General features: G+C 56.9%; 16 protein-coding genes and 1 pseudogene. 9 read left to right on the forward strand and 8 right to left on the reverse strand.

Annotated elements, in window-relative coordinates; translation table 11 throughout:
• Positions 1–16: 16 nt before the first annotated feature.
• Positions 17–1,246, forward strand: coding sequence for an alpha/beta fold hydrolase (locus tag AFK62_RS03190; RefSeq protein WP_053531709.1), 1,230 nt, complete (start codon positions 17–19; stop codon positions 1,244–1,246).
• Here AFK62_RS03190 and AFK62_RS03195 read toward each other — a convergent pair.
• From AFK62_RS03195 to ettA, 5 genes are all read right to left on the reverse strand, one after another.
• Complete coding sequence (locus AFK62_RS03195; protein ID WP_007670982.1) at positions 1,241–2,437, reverse strand: capsule biosynthesis protein; 1,197 nt, start codon at positions 2,435–2,437, stop codon at positions 1,241–1,243. The genes AFK62_RS03190 and AFK62_RS03195 overlap by 6 nt on opposite strands.
• Before the next feature lie 15 nt (positions 2,438–2,452).
• The gene (locus tag AFK62_RS03200; protein ID WP_053531710.1) at positions 2,453–4,468 is read right to left on the reverse strand and encodes a capsular polysaccharide biosynthesis protein; all 2,016 of its coding nucleotides are present in this window, start codon (positions 4,466–4,468) and stop codon (positions 2,453–2,455) included.
• Between the two features lie 4 nt (positions 4,469–4,472).
• Positions 4,473–6,137 (reverse strand): polysaccharide biosynthesis/export family protein, encoded by a 1,665-nt coding sequence (locus tag AFK62_RS03205; protein WP_007675722.1) that lies wholly within the window; start codon positions 6,135–6,137, stop codon positions 4,473–4,475.
• 28 nt (positions 6,138–6,165) lie between these two features.
• Positions 6,166–7,281 carry a capsule biosynthesis protein gene (locus AFK62_RS03210; protein WP_032984571.1) on the reverse strand — a complete coding sequence of 372 codons (1,116 nt, stop codon included), beginning with the start codon at positions 7,279–7,281 and terminating at the stop codon, positions 6,166–6,168.
• 518 nt (positions 7,282–7,799) lie between these two features.
• A complete protein-coding gene (gene ettA / locus AFK62_RS03215; protein WP_007675724.1) occupies positions 7,800–9,467 on the reverse strand; it encodes an energy-dependent translational throttle protein EttA in 1,668 nt (555 codons plus the stop codon).
• Between the two features lie 234 nt (positions 9,468–9,701).
• Between ettA and sltY the strand changes: the two genes are divergently transcribed.
• The gene (gene sltY / locus AFK62_RS03220) at positions 9,702–11,636 is read left to right on the forward strand and encodes a murein transglycosylase (protein ID WP_053531711.1); all 1,935 of its coding nucleotides are present in this window, start codon (positions 9,702–9,704) and stop codon (positions 11,634–11,636) included.
• 53 nt (positions 11,637–11,689) lie between these two features.
• Positions 11,690–12,019, forward strand: coding sequence for a trp operon repressor (trpR, locus tag AFK62_RS03225; protein WP_007675730.1), 330 nt, complete (start codon positions 11,690–11,692; stop codon positions 12,017–12,019).
• Here the strand turns inward: trpR and yjjX are convergent.
• Entirely contained in the window at positions 12,010–12,525 is a 516-nt protein-coding gene (gene yjjX, locus AFK62_RS03230; protein WP_007675733.1) for an inosine/xanthosine triphosphatase, read from the reverse strand. The two genes, trpR and yjjX, sit on opposite strands and share 10 nt — an antisense overlap.
• A 55-nt stretch (positions 12,526–12,580) precedes the next feature.
• On the opposite strand from yjjX, the gene gpmB reads away from it, so the two are divergent.
• The gene (gene gpmB, locus AFK62_RS03235) at positions 12,581–13,228 is read left to right on the forward strand and encodes a 2,3-diphosphoglycerate-dependent phosphoglycerate mutase GpmB (protein ID WP_007675735.1); all 648 of its coding nucleotides are present in this window, start codon (positions 12,581–12,583) and stop codon (positions 13,226–13,228) included.
• Here the strand turns inward: gpmB and robA are convergent.
• A complete protein-coding gene (robA, locus tag AFK62_RS03240; RefSeq protein ID WP_053531712.1) occupies positions 13,225–14,094 on the reverse strand; it encodes an MDR efflux pump AcrAB transcriptional activator RobA in 870 nt (289 codons plus the stop codon). The genes gpmB and robA overlap by 4 nt on opposite strands.
• 210 nt (positions 14,095–14,304) lie before the next feature.
• Between robA and creA the strand changes: the two genes are divergently transcribed.
• From creA to creD, 4 genes are all read left to right on the forward strand, one after another.
• The gene (creA, locus tag AFK62_RS03245; protein WP_007675738.1) at positions 14,305–14,784 is read left to right on the forward strand and encodes a protein CreA; all 480 of its coding nucleotides are present in this window, start codon (positions 14,305–14,307) and stop codon (positions 14,782–14,784) included.
• A gap of 18 nt (positions 14,785–14,802) precedes the next feature.
• Positions 14,803–15,495 carry a two-component system response regulator CreB gene (creB, locus tag AFK62_RS03250; RefSeq protein ID WP_007675740.1) on the forward strand — a complete coding sequence of 231 codons (693 nt, stop codon included), beginning with the start codon at positions 14,803–14,805 and terminating at the stop codon, positions 15,493–15,495.
• Positions 15,495–16,919, forward strand: coding sequence for a two-component system sensor histidine kinase CreC (gene creC, locus AFK62_RS03255; protein ID WP_007675742.1), 1,425 nt, complete (start codon positions 15,495–15,497; stop codon positions 16,917–16,919). The genes creB and creC overlap by 1 nt, the downstream gene beginning before the upstream one ends.
• 79 nt (positions 16,920–16,998) lie before the next feature.
• A complete protein-coding gene (creD, locus tag AFK62_RS03260) occupies positions 16,999–18,357 on the forward strand; it encodes a cell envelope integrity protein CreD (RefSeq protein ID WP_007675744.1) in 1,359 nt (452 codons plus the stop codon).
• Between the two features lie 57 nt (positions 18,358–18,414).
• On the opposite strand, the gene arcA is transcribed toward creD, so the two are convergent.
• Positions 18,415–19,131, reverse strand: a complete 717-nt coding sequence (gene arcA, locus AFK62_RS03265; protein WP_007675752.1) for a two-component system response regulator ArcA — start codon at positions 19,129–19,131, stop codon at positions 18,415–18,417.
• Between the two features lie 97 nt (positions 19,132–19,228).
• Between arcA and yjjY the strand changes: the two are divergent.
• A pseudogene (yjjY, locus tag AFK62_RS22060) lies at positions 19,229–19,370 on the forward strand (YjjY family protein).
• The last annotated feature ends 7 nt before the right edge of the window (positions 19,371–19,377 follow it).

Genomic DNA, 19,377 nt, shown 5'->3' on the forward strand with positions numbered 1-19,377 from the left:
TTTTTATGGAGTAAAAATGTCAGAGCAAACTGAGATTGTGAATGGCGTACAGATTAAATACCGCATTAAAAAAAGAAAATATGACACGCAGCATATGCTTTTTATTTTTAGTGGGTTTGGCGGTGCCGGTATGTTCACGTATGATTTTGCCAACGCCCTCCAGGATTGTCCGGCACATGTCGTGTGGATCAAGGACGATTTTAATAACGCCTGCACCTATTACCTGTGTCAGAACAACGATTTTAGCATTGAGCAGGCGGTGATCGCGTTTATTGAGATGATGCTTGCGCGCTATCGCCTTGATAAAACGCAGTGTACGCTGGCCGGATTTTCGAAAGGCGGCAGCGCGGCGCTATGGTATGGCCTTAAATATGGCTTTAAAAACATGGTATCGACAGTGCCGCAGTTTCATATCGGCAGTTATGCAAAAAAACACTGGCCTGACGTTTTTACGCATATGACTGGCGACGGGAGTGAAGCATCAGTCCAATTACTTGATGCTTTATTACCTCGCCAGTTAAACCGCGACACCGCGCTTGATAAAAATATCTACCTGTTAACCTCCGAAGCCGACTGTCAGTATGAAACTGAAGTGAAACCTTATATTCCCGCCTTCAGGAAATACCAAAACTTTAATCTGTTTATGGCGCAGTCGATGCTTATCAGAGAGCATAATCAGGTCACGTCATACCATGTGCCGTTGCTGCTGGGGATTTTTTATTCGCTCTCGCAGGGCGCGGTACCGCGCTACGGCGAATGTGTTTTGACGGCGGATAGTCGCGTGCTGCCGCGCCCGACTAAGCCTGAGCCAGTGGCGGTGCTGAAAAAGGTTGCCGTTAACGGCGCGCGGCTGTTCCCGGAGGGCGTGGCGGTGCTGAAAGGACTGAGCTGCGCGGAATATCAGGATATTCAGGTCGATCTGGTATGCAAAAAAGACGGCTTTGAAGAAGTGTTTCGCATCGCGAAAGCTCATCGCGCCATTCTCACCCGCCAGCTCTACGAGGAAGGCTTTGTGAATTACGACAAAGGCTGGTTCTGTACGGCGCGCTATGAAGGCCTTTCGCTGGCGGCGTTGCCCGTCGGTACGTATCAGCTGTGGCTGGATATTACCTGCCAGCAGGTCTGGGCGCGTAAAGCGCTGGAAACCGACCTGGCGCTGGCAAATCGCGTGCTGGCTACCAGCGAGGCGCTGGAGGTATTCAGTGAAGACAACCGCGTGTATCTCATCCGCAAAGCGAGTTTATAAGCCGCTAAAAGGGTTTTCCCGGCTGTAAAAGACGGTGTTGATTTGGGTGCAGCGCATCAGATAGCAGCGAAACGCTGAAAACAGGCGGTAATCCGGGCGAAAAGGCGCGCGCCAGAACGCGTCCAGCGCGCCCTGAAACGTTATCCCCTCGATGTCATACAGTGCGCTGCCCATCACTTTTAGCGGCTTATTATGAATCAGCGCGGAGATGCCCGCCGTACTGTTGAGCGTTACGACGCCCGTAGCGTTACTCAACAGTTCCGGTAGCGGTACATCATGTACGTAAAGGATCCGTCCACTTACGCCGTAACGTTCACTGAGCGTATGAATAAACTTGCGGTAATGGCGGTGCCCTCTGTCCATGGGATGATGTTTGAAAACCAGCAGCCGGGACGGCGAAGCAGCGCGCGCAAACGAGCTGAGAGTCTCTTCGATAAATTCGCACATGTCGCCATAGTCGCTGTGATAATGCAGCTGGCTGTCATTAAAGACCTGCAACAGCGCGAGAAAATAGCCGCCGCGATGTTGTGAGGCCAGCATAAGACGGGTGCGATGTTCCGTTGCGCGATACCACACTTTGCGCGCCGCCGCGCGCGTCCAGCGCGCGCCTTCAAGCCAGGGGGAAAAGCTCTTGTGGTGCTGATAGTTCTGAAATGTGCGCTGAAAGTAGCATCCCATCAGATAATACCAGGCCGCATGACCGATACGCCGACACGTGGAAGGCGTCAGGCGGCGCACTTCTGGCGCTGGTTGCGCAGGCAACTGCCGATAAAACGCCGGATCCCTCGGTAACCCTGAAAACCCATTCACCCCGTTCTCTTCCAGCGTGATAAAACACGGCCGCAAATACCCCTCTTCAAAAACCAGAAAGCGTATTTCGTGCGCCTGCGCCCAGCGTCGTGCAGCCCGGTGCAGCGGGCGGCAATCGCCAAAGCAGACTAGCGTATCGAACGGCCACTCGTCGTGTGTGCCAGTCAACCACGCGCCAAACGCCTCTGGCGTTCCCTTATACGGCAGGCTTTTGCCTTTACGACAGTAAAACTGGTCGCCGCCATTAAACACGACTTGCCGGGACTCCCGGCCTTTGGTTCCCAGCCAGTCGGCGAGATCGCGAAAAAAGGGCCCCATCGGCCCCTGCAAAAGCAGGTAGTTCTGGCCGGAAAGGAGGGTATCAAGGGCACTACGGAACATGGTTACACCAGAAGATCAAAAAAGAGCGTGAAAGAAATTGCGGACTTTATTCACAAGGCGCGTGAGCGTTTTACCGTGGCCGCGATGCCTCGGCGCAGTACTTAAAATTTGCACTGCGTCTTCGGCGGTCATTGGGGTTTTGCGCGTCGGGTGCAGGTAAAAAGGATATTCAATCAGCGCCTGATAAATCAGCGCGTTAAGTGTGAGCTGCCGGGTGCGGCGCGGGCAGGTATATTCATCGTGCGTCAGGCCCCATCCGGCGTAAAACGGCATGCCGTAGCAATACACCGTTTTGCCGCGCAGCAGCGCTTCAAAACCGGTGAGTGAGGTAAGGGTGTGTACTTCATCGACCTGGTCGAGCACGCTTGTGATGTCAGCCTGTGTGGCGAGGCAATCTGCCCAGCGTAGCGCGTTCTTGTCGTCAGGCTCGCCGGGTCGGTTACCCGCACTTACGTCCGGGTGCGGTTTGAACACGATATACGCGTCAGGGTTTCTGGCGCGAACGGTGCGGAGCAGCGCTGTCAGCGTGCGCAGTGTCTGCGTGCCGTACGCCAGCGAAGCGTCATTGCTGACCTGGCCTGGCACCAGCAAAACGCGACGGCCCCATGCCGCGCGCGGCAACCGCCACGCGCCGCCTGCGTTATATTTACTGACGCCGCCTTTGACGATGCGCTGGCGCAGGCGTTCAGCTCGGGCGGCCTGAGTCGGGGTCAGGTTTGCGGTATTAAGCGCGATTTCCAGATCGCTTGGACGCGAGGCGTCGTAGTAAATGCCGCGTTTATCCAGAACCAGCGAGAGCGGGGCATGGAGATCCGATCCCAGTCCTGCCGAGCGCACAAACGCGTCTTCCATTCGCCAGATAGGGAGCTGGCGCGCCTGCACCGCCGCCTGCCAGCGCGCTTCACCTGTCGTTCCCCATACCACGCACGCGTCGGCTTCAGGCACGCGACGCGTGAAGCGCAACCGGTTATCGGATGTCGTCAGGAACGGCTTGAGGATGCTGCGTTTCCACAGTGACAGCCCGGGCGCCCATATCGTGCCGCGCAGCGTAAGTTGATGACGGCGGCAGAGCGCCAGATACGTCAGGACATCAAAGAGCGTGCCGGGCTGCTGCGTGTGCGGATCAAGGTAGCGGGCGTAGCGCAGATAGGCGGCGCTCATCAGCGTAAGAAGCGAGGCCTTGCCACGACGTGCGGCAAGCGCCTGCGCGCCCGGATGGCGATCGTCCGTTAACCCCCATCCGGCGTACCAGGGCTGCCCAAAACAGACAACCGGTTTGCCAGCCATCAGCGCCTCAAAACCAAAGTGCGACGTGACGGTATAGACGCGAGCCACGCACCGCAGCAGCGACTGTGGGCTGGCATCCTGCGTCAACAGCCTGACACGGGCATGCAAGGTCGCCTGCGTGAGATAGCCCCGTTTGCTGCCCTGTAATACGTCCGGATGGGTTTTGACCCAGATCTCGGCATCCGGGTTTTCCGCACAGGCGATATCCAGCATCAGCCGAAATGACGCCGCGCTGGCGTTGCCGAATGTGACGGAGACATCGCCCATGGTCTGATCCACCACCAGCACTGCGCGGGCCGTGGGCGCGCCATCAAAAGGCGGCGCGTGGTTATACTTCGCCAGATCGCCCTCGACGATAAGCCGCATCGCCTTACGCGCCTCGGCCTCCAGCGCGGCGTTACCGGGTTTATCCTGAATCAGTTTTTCGAGCGTGCTCGGCTGGCTGGCGTCGTAATAGATACCGTCATAATCGATAACCAGCGAGAGCGGCGGATAGCCGAGCACCGCCGGGCCTGACGAGCGAATAAACCCATCTTCAAGGCGAATGACGGCAAGCCCGGCCTCGCGGGCGCGGGCTTCGGCCGCCGCCGCGCCGGGCCGACGCCCCCAGACGGCAATGGCCGTTATGTCATGGGGAAGCGCACGGCGCAACGCGAGTTTTCGGCAAGGCATTGGCATCAACCCAGATAAGCCAGGGATGCGCCAGATGCCCTGTGAAAAGATGCCGGTTACGGTGGTTTTCATCGGCTTACAGCGTCAGGATGACTTTCGCGGCGACAGCCAGCTGATACAGGATGGTCGAAATGCCGCGTGTGACTTCGATGTTTTTCGATTCATATTTCGGCAGTACCATCAGTTCGTCGCCAGGCTGCATCTCATCAACGTCGTCGGCATCGAGCGCGGCGCCATTCTGGCGAATCACGATGACTTTCGCGCCGCTGGCTTTCTGCGTCATACCACCGCATCTGGCAATATAATCATCAGGATCCAGCCCTTTCTCCCAGGTAACGGCGTTGGGGAACAGCACTTCGCCATGCACCATCACGAGCGACGTTTTTTCCGGAATGATGATGACATCACCATCTTCCAGCAGCACCGAATCGAGATTGTTTTCGCTCAGGACCACTTCACCTTGTGGGACGACGGTGCGGGCTTTCGCCACAAAACGGCTGACAAGTTGCGCCTCCTGCATACGCAGGCGCGCTTCTTCCTGCGTGGCGGACTGCGCGGAAAGCGAGGCCTGCTCCAGCTTTTGCAGTGCCAGATCAAGCATCGCTTTCTGACGCAGCGCGACGGATCGGCGGTAAAGCTTGATGGCGCTGAGTTGCGACATGCTGTTCGGGCGCAGTTTCGCCAGCACCTGTCGCAGGGTCGCGCCATAAGGCAGCACCATCGCGTGTTCACCGGAGTGCGCGCCATCTATACGGACCTGAATGGTGCCGGTGTAACGATCGGAGCTGACGACCATGCGGTCGCCATCCTGTAGCGTACGGCTCGCGGCCTGGCTTAACGGGAAGTATTCGCTCTGTTTCATCGCGCCCTGCTGGCGTACCAGGGTGACATGCGTCGCGCCCGGTTTGGGCCGCGCCCAACGTAGCGCCTCGCTTACCGAAATGCTTTCATCGGTGAATTCAAAGTCGTAGCTGTTAAAGACATCACCTTCGACGCCAAAGGTGTGCTGGCGCGGGCCGACAATAATGGTGTCGCCATCGGCGAATTGCGAAAGGCTCAGGCTGCCGTTAAGCAGAAAATCATACAGATTCACATGGGAGCGCGTTTTCTGCCCGCGCTTGACGGTAATATCGACATAGCTGCCGCGCTCGCTGTCCACACCGCCGGCTTTGATGAGGTATGAGAGCAGCGAATCGGACGCTACGCCGCCATATAAGCCTGGCGTGCGCACGTAGCCGGTCACAAAGACTTTGACCGGCTGTGCCTGAAGCAGCGAGGCGTAGACATTGACATTGGACTGATAGACCTCTTTCACGCGCATGATAACCAGCGTGTTGAGCTGGCTGTTAGTGACGCCCGCCACCTTCAGTGGGCCTACGTTCGGCAGGAAGATATTCCCTTTCGGATCTACGGTAAGCGTACCGTCATACGTGAACGCGCCCCACAAGCGCACCTGAATGGTATCGCCAAGGCCAATCACATAGTTCGGGTTAAAGGCGATGCTGGCAACGCCTTGCGCGCCGGTTGAGGTGAAAAGCTGCGCGCCGAACATGCGGCTCATCACCGCAGCAGGCGCGGGCGGCGGCGTGTTATCAAAACCCTCTGCGCTTGCGGGCGCAGAAGACGACGGCGTCAGAATCGGCGCCGCGCCGGTCAGTGCCGGGTCGGCGGTGAGATCAATGGCGCTGGCGCTGGCCGCCAGACAGAAAAAGATCAGCAATGCGGTGGAAACGTTTTTCATAACTCTCTCGGGGGTGAAAGCGGCAGGGTTAAGCACGGTGATCGTCGATAATGGCCAGCAACAGTTTGAGCGTGCCGAACAGCAGGCAGCAGATCATCAAACAGCTGGCTAACAGGTAGAGCGCTTCAGGGTAGCGGGCCTCTTCAGCAAGCTGTGGCGAGCTAATCACCGCCAGGCTTTTCAGCTTGCGAGCTGCCTCTACGCGCGTTTTTTCAATGGCCGTCAGCGCGAGCTGGTATAAATCGGTATCAAACGTGACGCGCGATTTCAGCTCGTCAAAATCCGCCGCCACGCGGTTAAGGCGGTCGCCTTCCGGCGCGGTAATGCTGTTTTTCTCTTTATCGATCTGCGCGTTGATGGAGGCGAGCGTATTTTTGGTGGTGATAACCGGTGGCGCGTCTTCACGCAGATAGGTCAGCAAAGTGCGCAGCTCGGTTTCGAGGCGGATTTTCTGCTCGGTCAGATTGTTGACCGCCGAGCTTGCCGCCACGGCAGACGCCTGTGGGTCCAGCATCTGGTTACGATTCTGGAAAGCGAGCAGGGCGCTTTTACTGGTATCCAACCGTTGACGCGCTTTTTCAAGCTCCCGTTCGGCAAAGGCCTGCTGATCGCGGGCAATTTGATGGGATAGCTCGTTGATAAACCGTTCGGATTCGTTGAGCACCGCCTGGTTGAAGCGCAGGGCGAACTGCGGGGTAAATCCCTGCGTCTGGATGGTCAGCAGGCCATTTTTATTGTCGTAATTAATGGTGATGCGGTGGCGGTAATAATCCAGAAACTCTTCTGCGGAGGCGTTTGCGTAGAGGTGATAAAACAGAACCAGCCCGCTTGCGCCAAACGCCTTTTTAAAATCAAGCTGGCGGTCGAGCTTTTTCAGCAGATCCGGTGAGTGCAGATACTCCTTGAGATAGAGTGCATCTTCGGCGGAGGTGGGGTTAGCGGCGCCCATCAGCAGGCCGATATTCAGGCTGCCGCTTTCAATATCGCTGGCGCGCTTAATCGCCACCTGCGACTCGCTCACGTAGCGCGGCTGGCTGAACACCAGCAAATAAACGGCCAGTAAAAGAAAGGGCGCGCCAATGATAATTTTTCCGGTATGTTGCTGAAATAATGCCAACACGCGGGCAAGATCCCGCCGTCGCATCCATGCAGTAAAGCGCTTTATGTTATTGAGCACGGTGTTAATACCATTAATTTTATGAATAAATGATAGAGATATATATTTTTTAAAAATGTTCAGGCGCCAGACGGCGCATTCCCCGGCGCTATCCGCTATTCACCTTCAGAAAGCGTCCAGCATAGCGGTTTGCCGTGCTGCGAAGCGGTAATAAATCTAAACACTGAATATTGTTTTTATGTATTGACGCTATAAATGGTGAAAAGCGAGGGGAGAGGATGCGGACAACAGGCTGACCGCGGCCTGCTTACTCTGACAACGATTCCGTGACATTTTCATTCCATGAAAAAAGCGTAGCGCGAATAATAATAGGTGCCGTCGAAGGACGGGAAAAATAAAACCTAAAGGGCTAAATATGGTTGATTAAATATCATAATAAGGGTGAATGAACAAGAAAGCGGTAATGAATCGGAATTTAGGGTGGGTATAAATCTGTATGGCCGGCAGATAAAAAAACGGCCTTCTTGTGAAGGCCGTTTAGGGTATTACTTCGCAATACGTTTGTACTTAATACGCTTCGGCTCCAGCGCTTCCGCGCCCAGCGTGCGTTTTTTGTACTCTTCGTACTCGGTAAAGTTACCTTCGAAGAACTCGACTTTGCCTTCATCCTGGTAATCCAGAATGTGCGTGGCGATACGGTCCAGGAACCAGCGGTCATGCGAGATAACCATCGCACAGCCCGGGAACTCCAGCAGGGCGTTTTCCAGCGCGCGCAGGGTTTCGATATCCAGGTCGTTGGTCGGTTCATCGAGCAGCAACATGTTGCCACCTACCTGCAACAGCTTCGCCAGATGCAGACGACCGCGCTCACCACCAGAGAGTTCGCCGACGCGTTTGCCCTGATCGACGCCTTTGAAGTTAAAGCGGCCTACGTATGCACGGCTCGGCATTTCGGTGTTGCCGATCTTCATGATATCCAGCCCGCCGGAAACTTCTTCCCAGACGGTTTTGCTGTTGTCCATCGCGTCACGGAACTGATCGACGGAGGCGAGCTTCACGGTTTCACCAAGCGTAATGGTGCCGCTGTCCGGCTGTTCCTGGCCAGACATCATACGGAAGAGGGTAGATTTACCCGCGCCGTTCGGACCGATGATCCCGACAATTGCGCCTTTTGGCACAGAGAAGCTCAGATCCTCAATCAGCAGGCGATCGCCGTAAGATTTACGCAGGTTGCTGACTTCCACCACTTTATCGCCCAGACGCGGTCCCGGCGGAATAAAGAGTTCGTTGGTCTCGTTACGTTTCTGGTATTCGGTATTGTTAAGTTCTTCAAAGCGCGCCAGACGGGCTTTGCCTTTAGACTGGCGGCCTTTCGCGCCCTGACGTACCCACTCCAGCTCTTTCTCGATGGATTTACGACGCGCAGCTTCCTGCGAGGCTTCCTGCGCCAGACGCTGATCTTTTTGCTCAAGCCAGGAAGAGTAGTTACCTTCCCACGGAATGCCTTCACCGCGGTCCAGCTCCAGGATCCAGCCGGCTACGTTGTCGAGGAAGTAACGGTCGTGGGTGATTGCCACCACGGTACCTTCGAAGTCGTGCAGGAAGCGTTCCAGCCAGGCGACAGATTCGGCGTCCAGGTGGTTGGTCGGTTCGTCGAGCAGCAGCATGTCCGGCTTTTCAAGCAGCAGGCGGCAGAGCGCGACGCGGCGGCGTTCACCACCGGAGAGCGTCGCGACTTTGGCTTCCCAGTCCGGCAGGCGCAGGGCGTCAGCCGCGCGCTCAAGCTGCACGTTCAGGTTATGGCCGTCGTGGGCCTGGATAATTTCTTCCAGTTTGCCCTGCTCGGCGGCGAGCTTATCGAAATCGGCGTCCGGATCGGCGTAGAGCGCGTAGACTTCGTCCAGACGCTTGAGCGCGCCGACGACTTCCGACACCGCTTCTTCGATAGATTCGCGCACGGTATGTTCAGGGTTGAGCTGTGGTTCCTGCGGCAGGTAACCAATTTTAATGCCAGGCTGCGGACGGGCTTCACCTTCGATATCTTTATCGATGCCCGCCATGATGCGCAGCAGGGTGGATTTACCGGCGCCGTTCAGGCCCAGTACACCGATTTTGGCACCAGGGAAAAAGCTCAGAGAGATATTCTTCAGAATGTGTCGCTTCGGCGGAACGACTTTGCCGACGCGATGCATGGTGTAAACGAATTGAGCCACGTTGGACTTCGCCTCTTATGATGATGAAGGGGTTAACAGCTGCGAAGTTTAGCTGTTTTCGAGGCTTAATCCCAGCCAGCAACGCCGCGAATGCGGTATCAAAGGCATTAATACGCGAATGGTAAAAAAATGTTCGCGACATGGCGCAACGGCCTTCGCCTGGTTAGCATGAAGTATCTGAGAATTTCAGGCGGCATGAGGCTGCCGGTCAGTCAATTAACATGAGGAAGGATTGTGGGAACATCCAGACAGGTCGTCTGGCGTTGGCTCGCGGCAGGCATCTGCCTGCTGACGCTCGGCCAGGCCGCACGTGCCGATTCGCTCGACGAGCAGCGCAGCCGCTATGCGCAGATCAAACAAGCGTGGGATAGCCGGCAGATGGACGTAGTGGAGCAACTGATGCCCACGCTGCAAACCTATCCGCTCTATCCCTATTTGCAGTATCGCCAGTTAACTGACGATCTGATGAATCAGCCGACTATCACGGTACAGCAGTTTATCCAGGCGAACCCGACGCTGCCGCCGGCACGCTCGCTTACGTCTCGTTTTGTTAATGAACTGGCGCGTCGTGAAGACTGGCGTGGCCTGCTGGCCTTCAGTCCGCAACCGCCGGGCAGCACCGAGGCGCAGTGCAATTACTATTACGCCAAATTTAACACCGGCGACGCCCAGGGTGCGTGGCAGGGTGCGAAAGATTTGTGGCAGACAGGCAAAAATTTACCGGCCTCGTGCGAGCGACTTTTCCAGGCGTGGCGCACCTCCGGCGCACAGGATCCACTGGCGTATCTTGAGCGTATTCGTCTGGCGATGAAAGAGGGCAACACGCGGCTGGTGAGTTCGCTGGCAGGCCAGTTACCGGCCGATTACCAGACCATCAGCAGCGCGCTGGTGAGTCTCGCCAACGATCCCAACAGCGTGATGACCTTTGTACGCAGCGTCGGGGCGACCGACTTTACGCGTCAGATGGCGGCCGTGGCGTTTGCAAGTGTCGCCCGTCAGGATGTGGAAAACGCCAGACTGATGATTCCCTCGCTCATTCAGGCGCAGCAGCTAAACGATGCACAGGCGCAGGAGCTTCGCGATATCGTGGCGTGGCGCCTGATGGGCAATGACGTGACCGATGAGCAGGCTCGCTGGCGCGACGATGCGATCATGCGCTCGGAATCCACTTCGCTGATTGAGCGCCGGGTGCGCATGGCGCTTGGCATCGGCGATCGCGGCGGTCTGAACACCTGGCTTGCGCGCTTGCCGATGGAGGCTAAAGAGAAAGACGAATGGCGCTACTGGCAGGCGGATCTCCTGATGGAGCGCGGGCGCGACGACGAGGCGAAAACGATTCTGCATTCGCTGATGCAGGAGCGCGGTTTCTACCCGATGGCTGCGGCGCAGCGGCTGGGGGAAGATTATCCGCTGCGGGTCGATAAAGCGCCTGCGGTCAACGCTACGCTGTTTGAAGGCCCAGAAATGGCGCGCGTGCGCGAGCTTATGTACTGGGGACTGGATAACACCGCGCGCAGCGAATGGGCGAATCTCGTCACCAGCCGCAGTAAGCAGGAACAAGCGGCGCTGGCGCGCTACGCCTTTGATCGTAACTGGTGGGATCTGAGCGTGCAGGCGACGATCGCCGGTAAACTGTGGGATCAGCTCGAAGAGCGCTTCCCGCTGGCGTATAAAGATCTGTTCGCCCGCTACGTGAGCGATAAAACCGTTGCGCAGAGTTACGCGATGGCAATCGCGCGGCAGGAAAGCGCCTGGAACCCGAAAGTGCGCTCGCCGGTGGGGGCGTCTGGCCTCATGCAGCTTATGCCCGGCACCGCAACCCATACGGTGAAAATGTTTAATCTGCCAGGCTACAGCAGCAGCGCGCAGTTACTCGATCCGGAAACCAATATTCAGATAGGCACGAGTTATTTGCAGTATGTCTATGGGATGTTCGACAACAACCGTATTTTCGCCTCCGCCGCCTATAACGCAGGGCCAGGACGCGTACGCACCTGGCTTGGCAACAGCGCCGGGCGTATTGATGCGGTAGCGTTTGTGGAAAGTATTCCGTTTTCCGAGACGCGTGGTTACGTGAAAAACGTACTGGCTTACGACGCCTATTATCGCTATTTCATGGGCGATAAACCGGTGCTGATGACCGATGCGGAGTGGCGCCGCCGTTACTGATCGGCGGTGTTGTGCTATGCTGGCGTACTAGTGAACGAGTATGGCGGCATCCGATGACTCAACATTCAACCTATTCCGCGGCCCAGGCCGAACAGAGCAACCAGGAGTGGCTGCGTTTTGTGGCGCTCCTGAAGCAATCTTTCGACAACGAGCTTCATCTTCCTTTGCTGACGCTGCTGCTGACGCCGGACGAACGCGCCGCGCTCGGCACGCGCGTGCGGATAATCGAAGAGTTGTTACGCGGAGAAATGAGCCAGCGCGAACTGAAAAGCGAGCTGGGCGCGGGTATCGCAACGATCACCCGCGGCTCTAACAGCCTGAAAGCGGCGCCAGCTGAGCTTCGTCAGTGGCTCGAACAGGAGTTGTTACAGGCTCAGCGGTAAATCGCGTTATGAAAGGGGCTTAAGGCCAGGATCACCGCCTGATGGTAGACGCTGCTGCGCGTCAGTTTACCTGCGGTGAAAATGCCGATAGCCCCTTCTTTACGCCCAATCTCGTCAATGCCTGTCCAGGCAGACATCACCGGTCCCAGGGCTTTTCCGGCGCGCACTTCTTCCAGAATCGCCGCAGGCAATGGCAGCGTCGCAGAACGCGCTTCGCCACGCTGCTGCGCGCTTTCAATCACAACCCAGCTAAACGTGCTGCCTTCATCGATACCGGCTTCGATAGCCACCCAGTAATCGGCGTCCGGGCGAAGTGCGCGGGCGTTAATGACGCGCTGGCGCGCGCCAAGGCGCGTTTCGTCACTGCCAAGTGGCTGCTCAGGCACGCCGCTATCGACGGAGACGGCATCAATATGGCAGGATGCTTCGCCAAAAATCTCGCTAAATGCACGCAGAATCGCCTGAATTTTGGCTGGATTCGTCGTGGCGCAGACAACATGGTACATAATAAATACACACTCACAGACGTTTAAAGTCGCAGCAGTATAACGGATAAAAAGCATGTTACAGGTATATCTGGTTCGCCACGGTGAAACGCAGTGGAACGCCGAGCGACGCATCCAGGGGCAATCGGACAGCCCATTGACTGAAAAAGGGGAACGCCAGGCTATGCAGGTGGCGCAGCGCGCCAAAGCGCTTGGCATCACGCACATTATCACCAGCGATCTGGGGCGTACCCGGCGCACGGCGGAGATTGTCGCGCAGGGCTGCGGCTGCGACGTGATACTCGATGCGCGCCTGCGCGAGCTGGATATGGGCATTCTGGAAAGACGCCATCTCGACACGCTTAGCGAGGAAGAGGAGGGCTGGCGGCGTCAGTTGGTCAACGGCACGCCTGACGGGCGCATTCCAAAAGGCGAATCGATGCAGGAAGTGAGCGATCGTATGCACGGCGCGCTGAACGCCTGTCTCGAACTGCCGGAAGGCAGCCGCCCGTTACTGGTCAGCCACGGCATGGCGCTCGGTTGCCTGGTCAGTACCATCCTCGGGTTGCCAGCGTACGCGGAGCGCCGTCTGCGCCTGCGTAACTGCTCGATTTCCCGCGTGGATTATCAGCAGAGCCCATGGCTCGCGTCCGGTTGGGTGGTGGAGACGGCAGGCGACGTGTCGCATCTTGATGCGCCTGCGCTGGATGAGCTACAGCGTTAACGGCGAACCGGGATAAGGTACTCGCAGCGCAGGTTTATATCGCGTTCCTGAGCGCTGGTTTCTTCTGAGAGGAAATAGCGCTCAATATCCTGACCGCGGCGGCGTGTCAGCCCCAGGGCGGGCATGCAGGTACCATATACCGTCAGGATAAACTCCTGTACGCCAGTGCCCGGACCTTCGTAGGTGAACTGCACATAATCGCCGCCTTCCAGCGTGACCGGGTGCGCATGTTCCACGCAGCCTTCCGCCAGCGGCTCCGGCAGCGCGGTGGTGTAAAAGACTTCCTGCTCGTCGTCTTTCTCTGCGCTCGGACGCGATTCGTTCAGGCCGTAAAATGCAGGCGGGATTGTCGGGCAGTTTGCGAGAAATTCCCGCCAGAACTGGACGCGCATCTGCTGGCGCATTTCAGAGATTTGCTCCAGCGAGCAGGTATAGCTCTGCGTAAGGCCCGTCAGTTGCAGCGGGGCCAGCGTAACAAACTGATGCGGCGGCGGCGTGAACGGTTCGAGGCGAATCGGTGGGCGCATACCCTGCGCGTTCCAGTCCGGGGAGCGGCGATAAAGCGCCGGCGTCAGCGAAAACTGTTTTTTAAACGCGCGGGTAAACGTCTGCTGCGAGTCGAAACGGTATTGCAGCGCGATATCCAAAATAGGGCGCGCCGTCAGGCGCAGAGCGACCGCGGATTTCGACAAGCGTCGCGCGCGGATATAAGCGCCAATGGCCTGGCCCGTTACCTCTTTGAACATACGTTGCAAATGCCACTTGGAATACCCGGCTTTGGCCGCCACATTGTCCAAAGACAAGGGGTGATCAAGATGGCTTTCCAGCCAGGTAAGCAGATCCCGAATGATCCCAGACTGATCCATATATAATCCTCATCCTTAAACGCAGTGCCTGAAAAAGTGGGTAGCGAATAGTAGCATTTTTTGCTCTTCTGGCATTCAGTGTTTTCTTTTGCGCCTTGGGCGAGATCTGCTGCTACAAAAAGGGTTTTTTGAGTAACAATGTGATCTGTAAGGTTTTTTGTTCTCACAGTGAATAGTCACGAAACGTAACCTTAAATGAATGGTAACAATATGAAATATCGGGTGTTATTAGTTCCCCTAATGTTTATGGCATTTAGCGGCGGTTTGCGGGCAGAAGAGATTGGTTCGGTAGATACCGTATTCAAATGGCTGGGGCCGGATCACAAAATTGTCGTGGAAGCGTTTGACGATCCGGATGTCAAAAATGTGACCTGTTACCTGAGCCGTGCAAAAACCGGCGGGATCAAAGGTGGGTTGGGGCTCGCGGAAGATACCTCAGACGCGGCGATTTCCTGCCAGCAGGTTGGGCCAATTGAGCTGAGCGATAAAATCAAAGCTGGAAAAGCGCAGGGCGATGTGGTGTTCCAGAAGCGTACCTCGCTGGTTTTCAAAAAATTGCAGGTGGTGCGTTTTTACGATGCGAAGCGCAATACGCTGGCGTATCTGACCTATTCCGACAAAGTGGTCGAAGGCTCGCCTAAAAACGCACTGAGCGCAGTGCCAATTATGCCGTGGGGCCAGGCCCGGTAATTCACAGGATTATTCAGGATGAATCAGACAACCGTCTGGCTGGTAGAGGATGAGACCAGCATCAGCGAAGCGCTGGCGTATGTCATGCAGCTTGAAGGCTTTACGGTACGGGCGTTTGAGCGCGGGTTGCCCGCGCTGGACGCCGCCCGTCATACGCTCCCGGATCTGGTGGTGCTGGATGTCGGCCTGCCCGATATCAGCGGCTTTGAATTGTGCCGTCAGCTGCTGGCAGCACATCCGGCGTTGCCGGTGCTGTTTTTGACGGCGCGTAGCGAAGAAGTCGATAGGCTTATCGGCCTTGAAATCGGCGCGGATGATTATGTTGCCAAGCCGTTTTCGCCGCGCGAGGTCTGTGCTCGCGTGCGGACCATTCTGCGACGCCTGCAAAAACAGCAGAGCGGCACGCAGTCAGTGGTGCGCGCGGGCCGTTTCGAACTGAACGAGGCGGCCGCGCAGATAGCCTGGTGCGGGCAGACGTTACCACTGACGCGATATGAATATCTGCTGCTGAAAACGCTGCTGCTGGCGCCGGGCCGTGTCTATTCGCGCCAGCAACTGATGGACCATGTCTGGGGCGATGCCAACGACAGTTTCGATCGCACTGTTGATACCCATATCAAAACGCTGCGGGCCAAGCTGCGTGCGGTCAACCCTGACGTTTCGCCCGTTAATACGCACCGGGGGCTGGGTTATAGCCTGGCGGTAAACTGATGCGCATCGGTATGCGGCTTCTGCTGGGTTACTTTCTGATTGTCGCGGTGGCGGCGTGGTTTGTGCTCGCCATTTTCGTGCAAGAGATAAAACCAGGCGTGCGGCGGGCGACGGAAGGGTCGCTTAACGATACCGCCACGCTGCTTGCGGAGATCGCCCGTGACGATCTGCTGGCGGGCCATCCGCTCGACGGCCAGCTCGCGCAGGCGTTTGAGCGGTTAAACCATTACCCGGTTAACGCCAACATCAGCGGCATCAAAAAGGTGCGTAATGAATACCGCGTTTATCTGACTGACGCGCAGGGACGCGTGGTGTTTGATTCCAGCGGCGCGGCGCTAGGGCAGGATTACTCACGCTGGAATGACGTCTGGCTGACGCTTCGCGGCGAATATGGCGCGCGCAGCTCGGCGCTCCATCCCGACGATCCTGACAGTACCGTAATGTATGTCGCCGCGCCGGTACGCGACGCCGGGCGCATTATCGGCGTGCTGAGCGTCGGTAAGCCGAATATCGCGCTCGCGCCGGTTATCCGCCGCAGCGAGCATCGGATCATGATGGCGGGTATTGCGCTGCTGGGTATCGCGCTGCTGACCGGCATCGTGATGGTGCTCTGGATTAACCGCTCCATCGGCACGCTGGTGCGCTACGCTGATGCCGTAACCGACGCTGCACCGCTGCCGCTGCCGGACCCGGGCAGCCGTGAACTGCGGCGTCTTGCTCAGGCGCTGGAAAACATGCGCGTACGGCTCGAAGGTAAAAATTATATTGAGCAATATGTCCATGCGCTTACTCACGAGCTGAAAAGCCCGCTGGCAGGTATTCGCGGCGCAGCGGAAATCCTGCGCGAAGCGCCGCCGCCCGACGTGGCGCGCCGGTTCAGCGACAATATCCTGCAACAAAACGCGCGCATGCAGGCGCTGGTGGAGAAACTGTTATACCAGGCGAAGCTCGAAAACCGGCTGGATATCACTCCAGAACCGGTTTTGCTGGCACCGCTCTTCGCGACCCTTGCCGAACTGCATGCCTCCTCGCTGCTGCAAAAATCGGTACATTTGCGTCTCGATCCTCCAGCAGGCGCGCTGCATGTGGCGGGCGACGAAGCGCTGTTGCAACAGGCTATCGGCAATCTTCTGAACAACGCGCTCGATTTTACGCCGCCTGCGGGCGAGATTACGCTTGGCGCGCGGCAGGAGGGCGAACGGGTGGTGATCCTCGTCACGGACACCGGCAGCGGCATACCCGATTACGCGCTGGCGCGTATCTTTGAACGTTTCTATTCGCTACCGCGTGCGGACGGGCAGAAGAGCAGTGGCCTGGGGCTTGCTTTCGTGCAAGAGGTGGCACGACTACACCAGGGTGATATTACGCTTGCCAACCGGCCTGAAGGCGGCGTTGAGGCACGGCTTTCGCTTCCTGCCGCCTGACTTCACCGCCACTTCACATAACTTCATTTTCACCCCACATAAGCCCTCTATCTTCGGCAGCATCGAAAAGGAGAGGCTTATGTTGAAATCACCCCTGATGTTAAAAGGCATGGCGCTGCTGGGTTGTATGGCGCTGCTATTAATTCCGTTGCGTATTTTGAGTGTCGTTATTGATGAACGCGCGGACTACCGTGACGATGTGACGCATTCGCTTGAGCAGAGTACCAGCGGGCCGCAAAAACTCGTGGGGCCGCTTATCGCTATCCCGGTTACGGAAATTACCACCACGACACAGGCGGGTAAGGACGTGACGCAGGAGCGGAGCTTTATTCGCTATTATCTGCCGGAGTCGCTGGTGGTGTCGGGAAAGCAGGCGGTTGAGCCGCGACATATCGGTATTTACGAAGGGCAAGTCTGGCATAGTGACATATCGCTTGAGGCGCGCTTTAGGCTGCCCTCGCAAGAGATAACGCCCGGCGCGCGGTATCGCGTGGGTGATGCGCGACTGGTAATGGCAGTGGGCGACGCACGCGGCATCGACCATGTGGGCGCGCTGAACATCAACGGTCAGCCGCTGGAGGTCGAACCCGGCAGCGGAATTGAAGACGGCGGAGAAGGCCTGCACGCCACCCTTCCGGCGACGCTGCTTCAGGACCGGACGCTGGCGGTCAATTTCTCGTTTGAGCTCAACGGTACCGGCGCGTTTTCCGTCGTACCGCTTGGGCGCACCAGCGAATTGTCGCTTATCAGCAACTGGCCACACCCAGGTTTTTACGGCAATTTCCTGCCCGCGAAGCGGGAGATTTCTGCCAGTGGATTTGCGGCGACGTGGCACAGCACCTGGTATGCCAATAATATCGACGGCCAGTTTCACCACGGCGACAGCGTAAGGCTCGATTCACTGCCCGCTTTCAGCGTGACGGTGGCGACGCCAGTGGATCAATATCAGCTTACCGACCGGGCGGTAAAATATGCGGTGCTGCTGATAGCGCTCACCTATATGGCTTTTTTCGTCTGCGAAACCCTGAGCGGCATTACAATGCACCCGGTGCAGTACTTGCTGGTGGGGCTGTCTTTGGTGATGTTTTACCTGCTGCTGCTGGCGCTTTCGGAACACACAGGCTTCAATGTGGCCTGGCTTACCGCGAGCCTCGCGGGGGCGGCGCTAAACGCGCTGTATTTGCAGGCGGTGCTGAAAGGCTGGCGGCGCAGCCTGCTGTTTGCAGGCGGTCTGCTGGCGCTGGACGGCGTACTCTGGCAACTGCTGCGTTCACAGGATTTCGCCTTGTTGCTCGGCAGCGGGTTGCTGTTTACCGCGCTGACAGCGGTGATGCTACTGACACGCCATATCGACTGGTATGCGCTGACGCCTAAAAAATTACGTTATACGCGCCTGACACCTGCGCCAGAGGATGAACGGTTCCGGCTGTGGAAGTAAAATGGAGGCAATAAAAAAGGGCGGAATCTCCGCCCTTTTTGTTTTACGTCGAACGCCTTATTCCTGCAGATCGCCGCAGAAACGGTAACCTTCGCCATGGATCGTAGCGATGATTTCCGGGGTGTCCGGCGTAGATTCGAAATGTTTACGAATACGACGGATGGTCACGTCAACGGTACGGTCATGCGGTTTAAGCTCGCGACCGGTCATTTTCTTCAGCAGTTCCGCGCGGGTCTGGATCTTGCCCGGATTTTCGCAGAAGTGCAGCATGGCGCGGAATTCGCTACGCGGCAGTTTATACTGCTCACCGTTCGGGCTAATCAGCGAACGGCTATTGATATCAAGCTCCCAGCCGTTGAACTTGTAGCTTTCCACGCTGCGGCGCTCTTCGCTCACCGTACCCAAATTCATGGTGCGGGAAAGCAGATTGCGGGCGCGAATCGTCAGTTCACGGGGGTTGAACGGTTTAGTGATGTAATCGTCAGCGCCGATTTCCAGGCCTAAGATTTTATCCACTTCGTTATCACGGCCAGTCAGGAACATCAGTGCGACGTTCGCTTGCTCGCGCAGTTCACGCGCCAGCAGCAGGCCGTTTTTACCCGGCAGGTTGATATCCATGATTACCAGGTTGATATCATTGTCAGAGAGGATCTGATGCATCTCAGCGCCATCAGTGGCTTCGGAAACATCATAGCCTTCTGCTTCGAAAATACTTTTCAACGTGTTGCGTGTTACCAACTCGTCTTCAACGATAAGAATGTGCGGGGTCTGCATGTTTGCTACCTAAAAATTGCCAACTAAATCGAAACAGGAAGTACAAAAGTCCCTGACCTGCCTTGTGCATGCCATAAATTAACATGCCTGGCCTAACATGACTAAAGTACGTAATTGCGTTCTTGATGCACTTTCCATCAACGTCAACAACATCATTAGCTCGGTCGTGGGTACTTTTCCCTCTGGACCCGACGGTGTCAAAAACGGCTGTCATCCTAACCATTTTAACAGCAACATAACAGGATG

It is taken from the genome of Cronobacter condimenti 1330, from assembly GCF_001277255.1.
GTDB classification, from domain to species: Bacteria; Pseudomonadota; Gammaproteobacteria; order Enterobacterales; family Enterobacteriaceae; genus Cronobacter; species Cronobacter condimenti.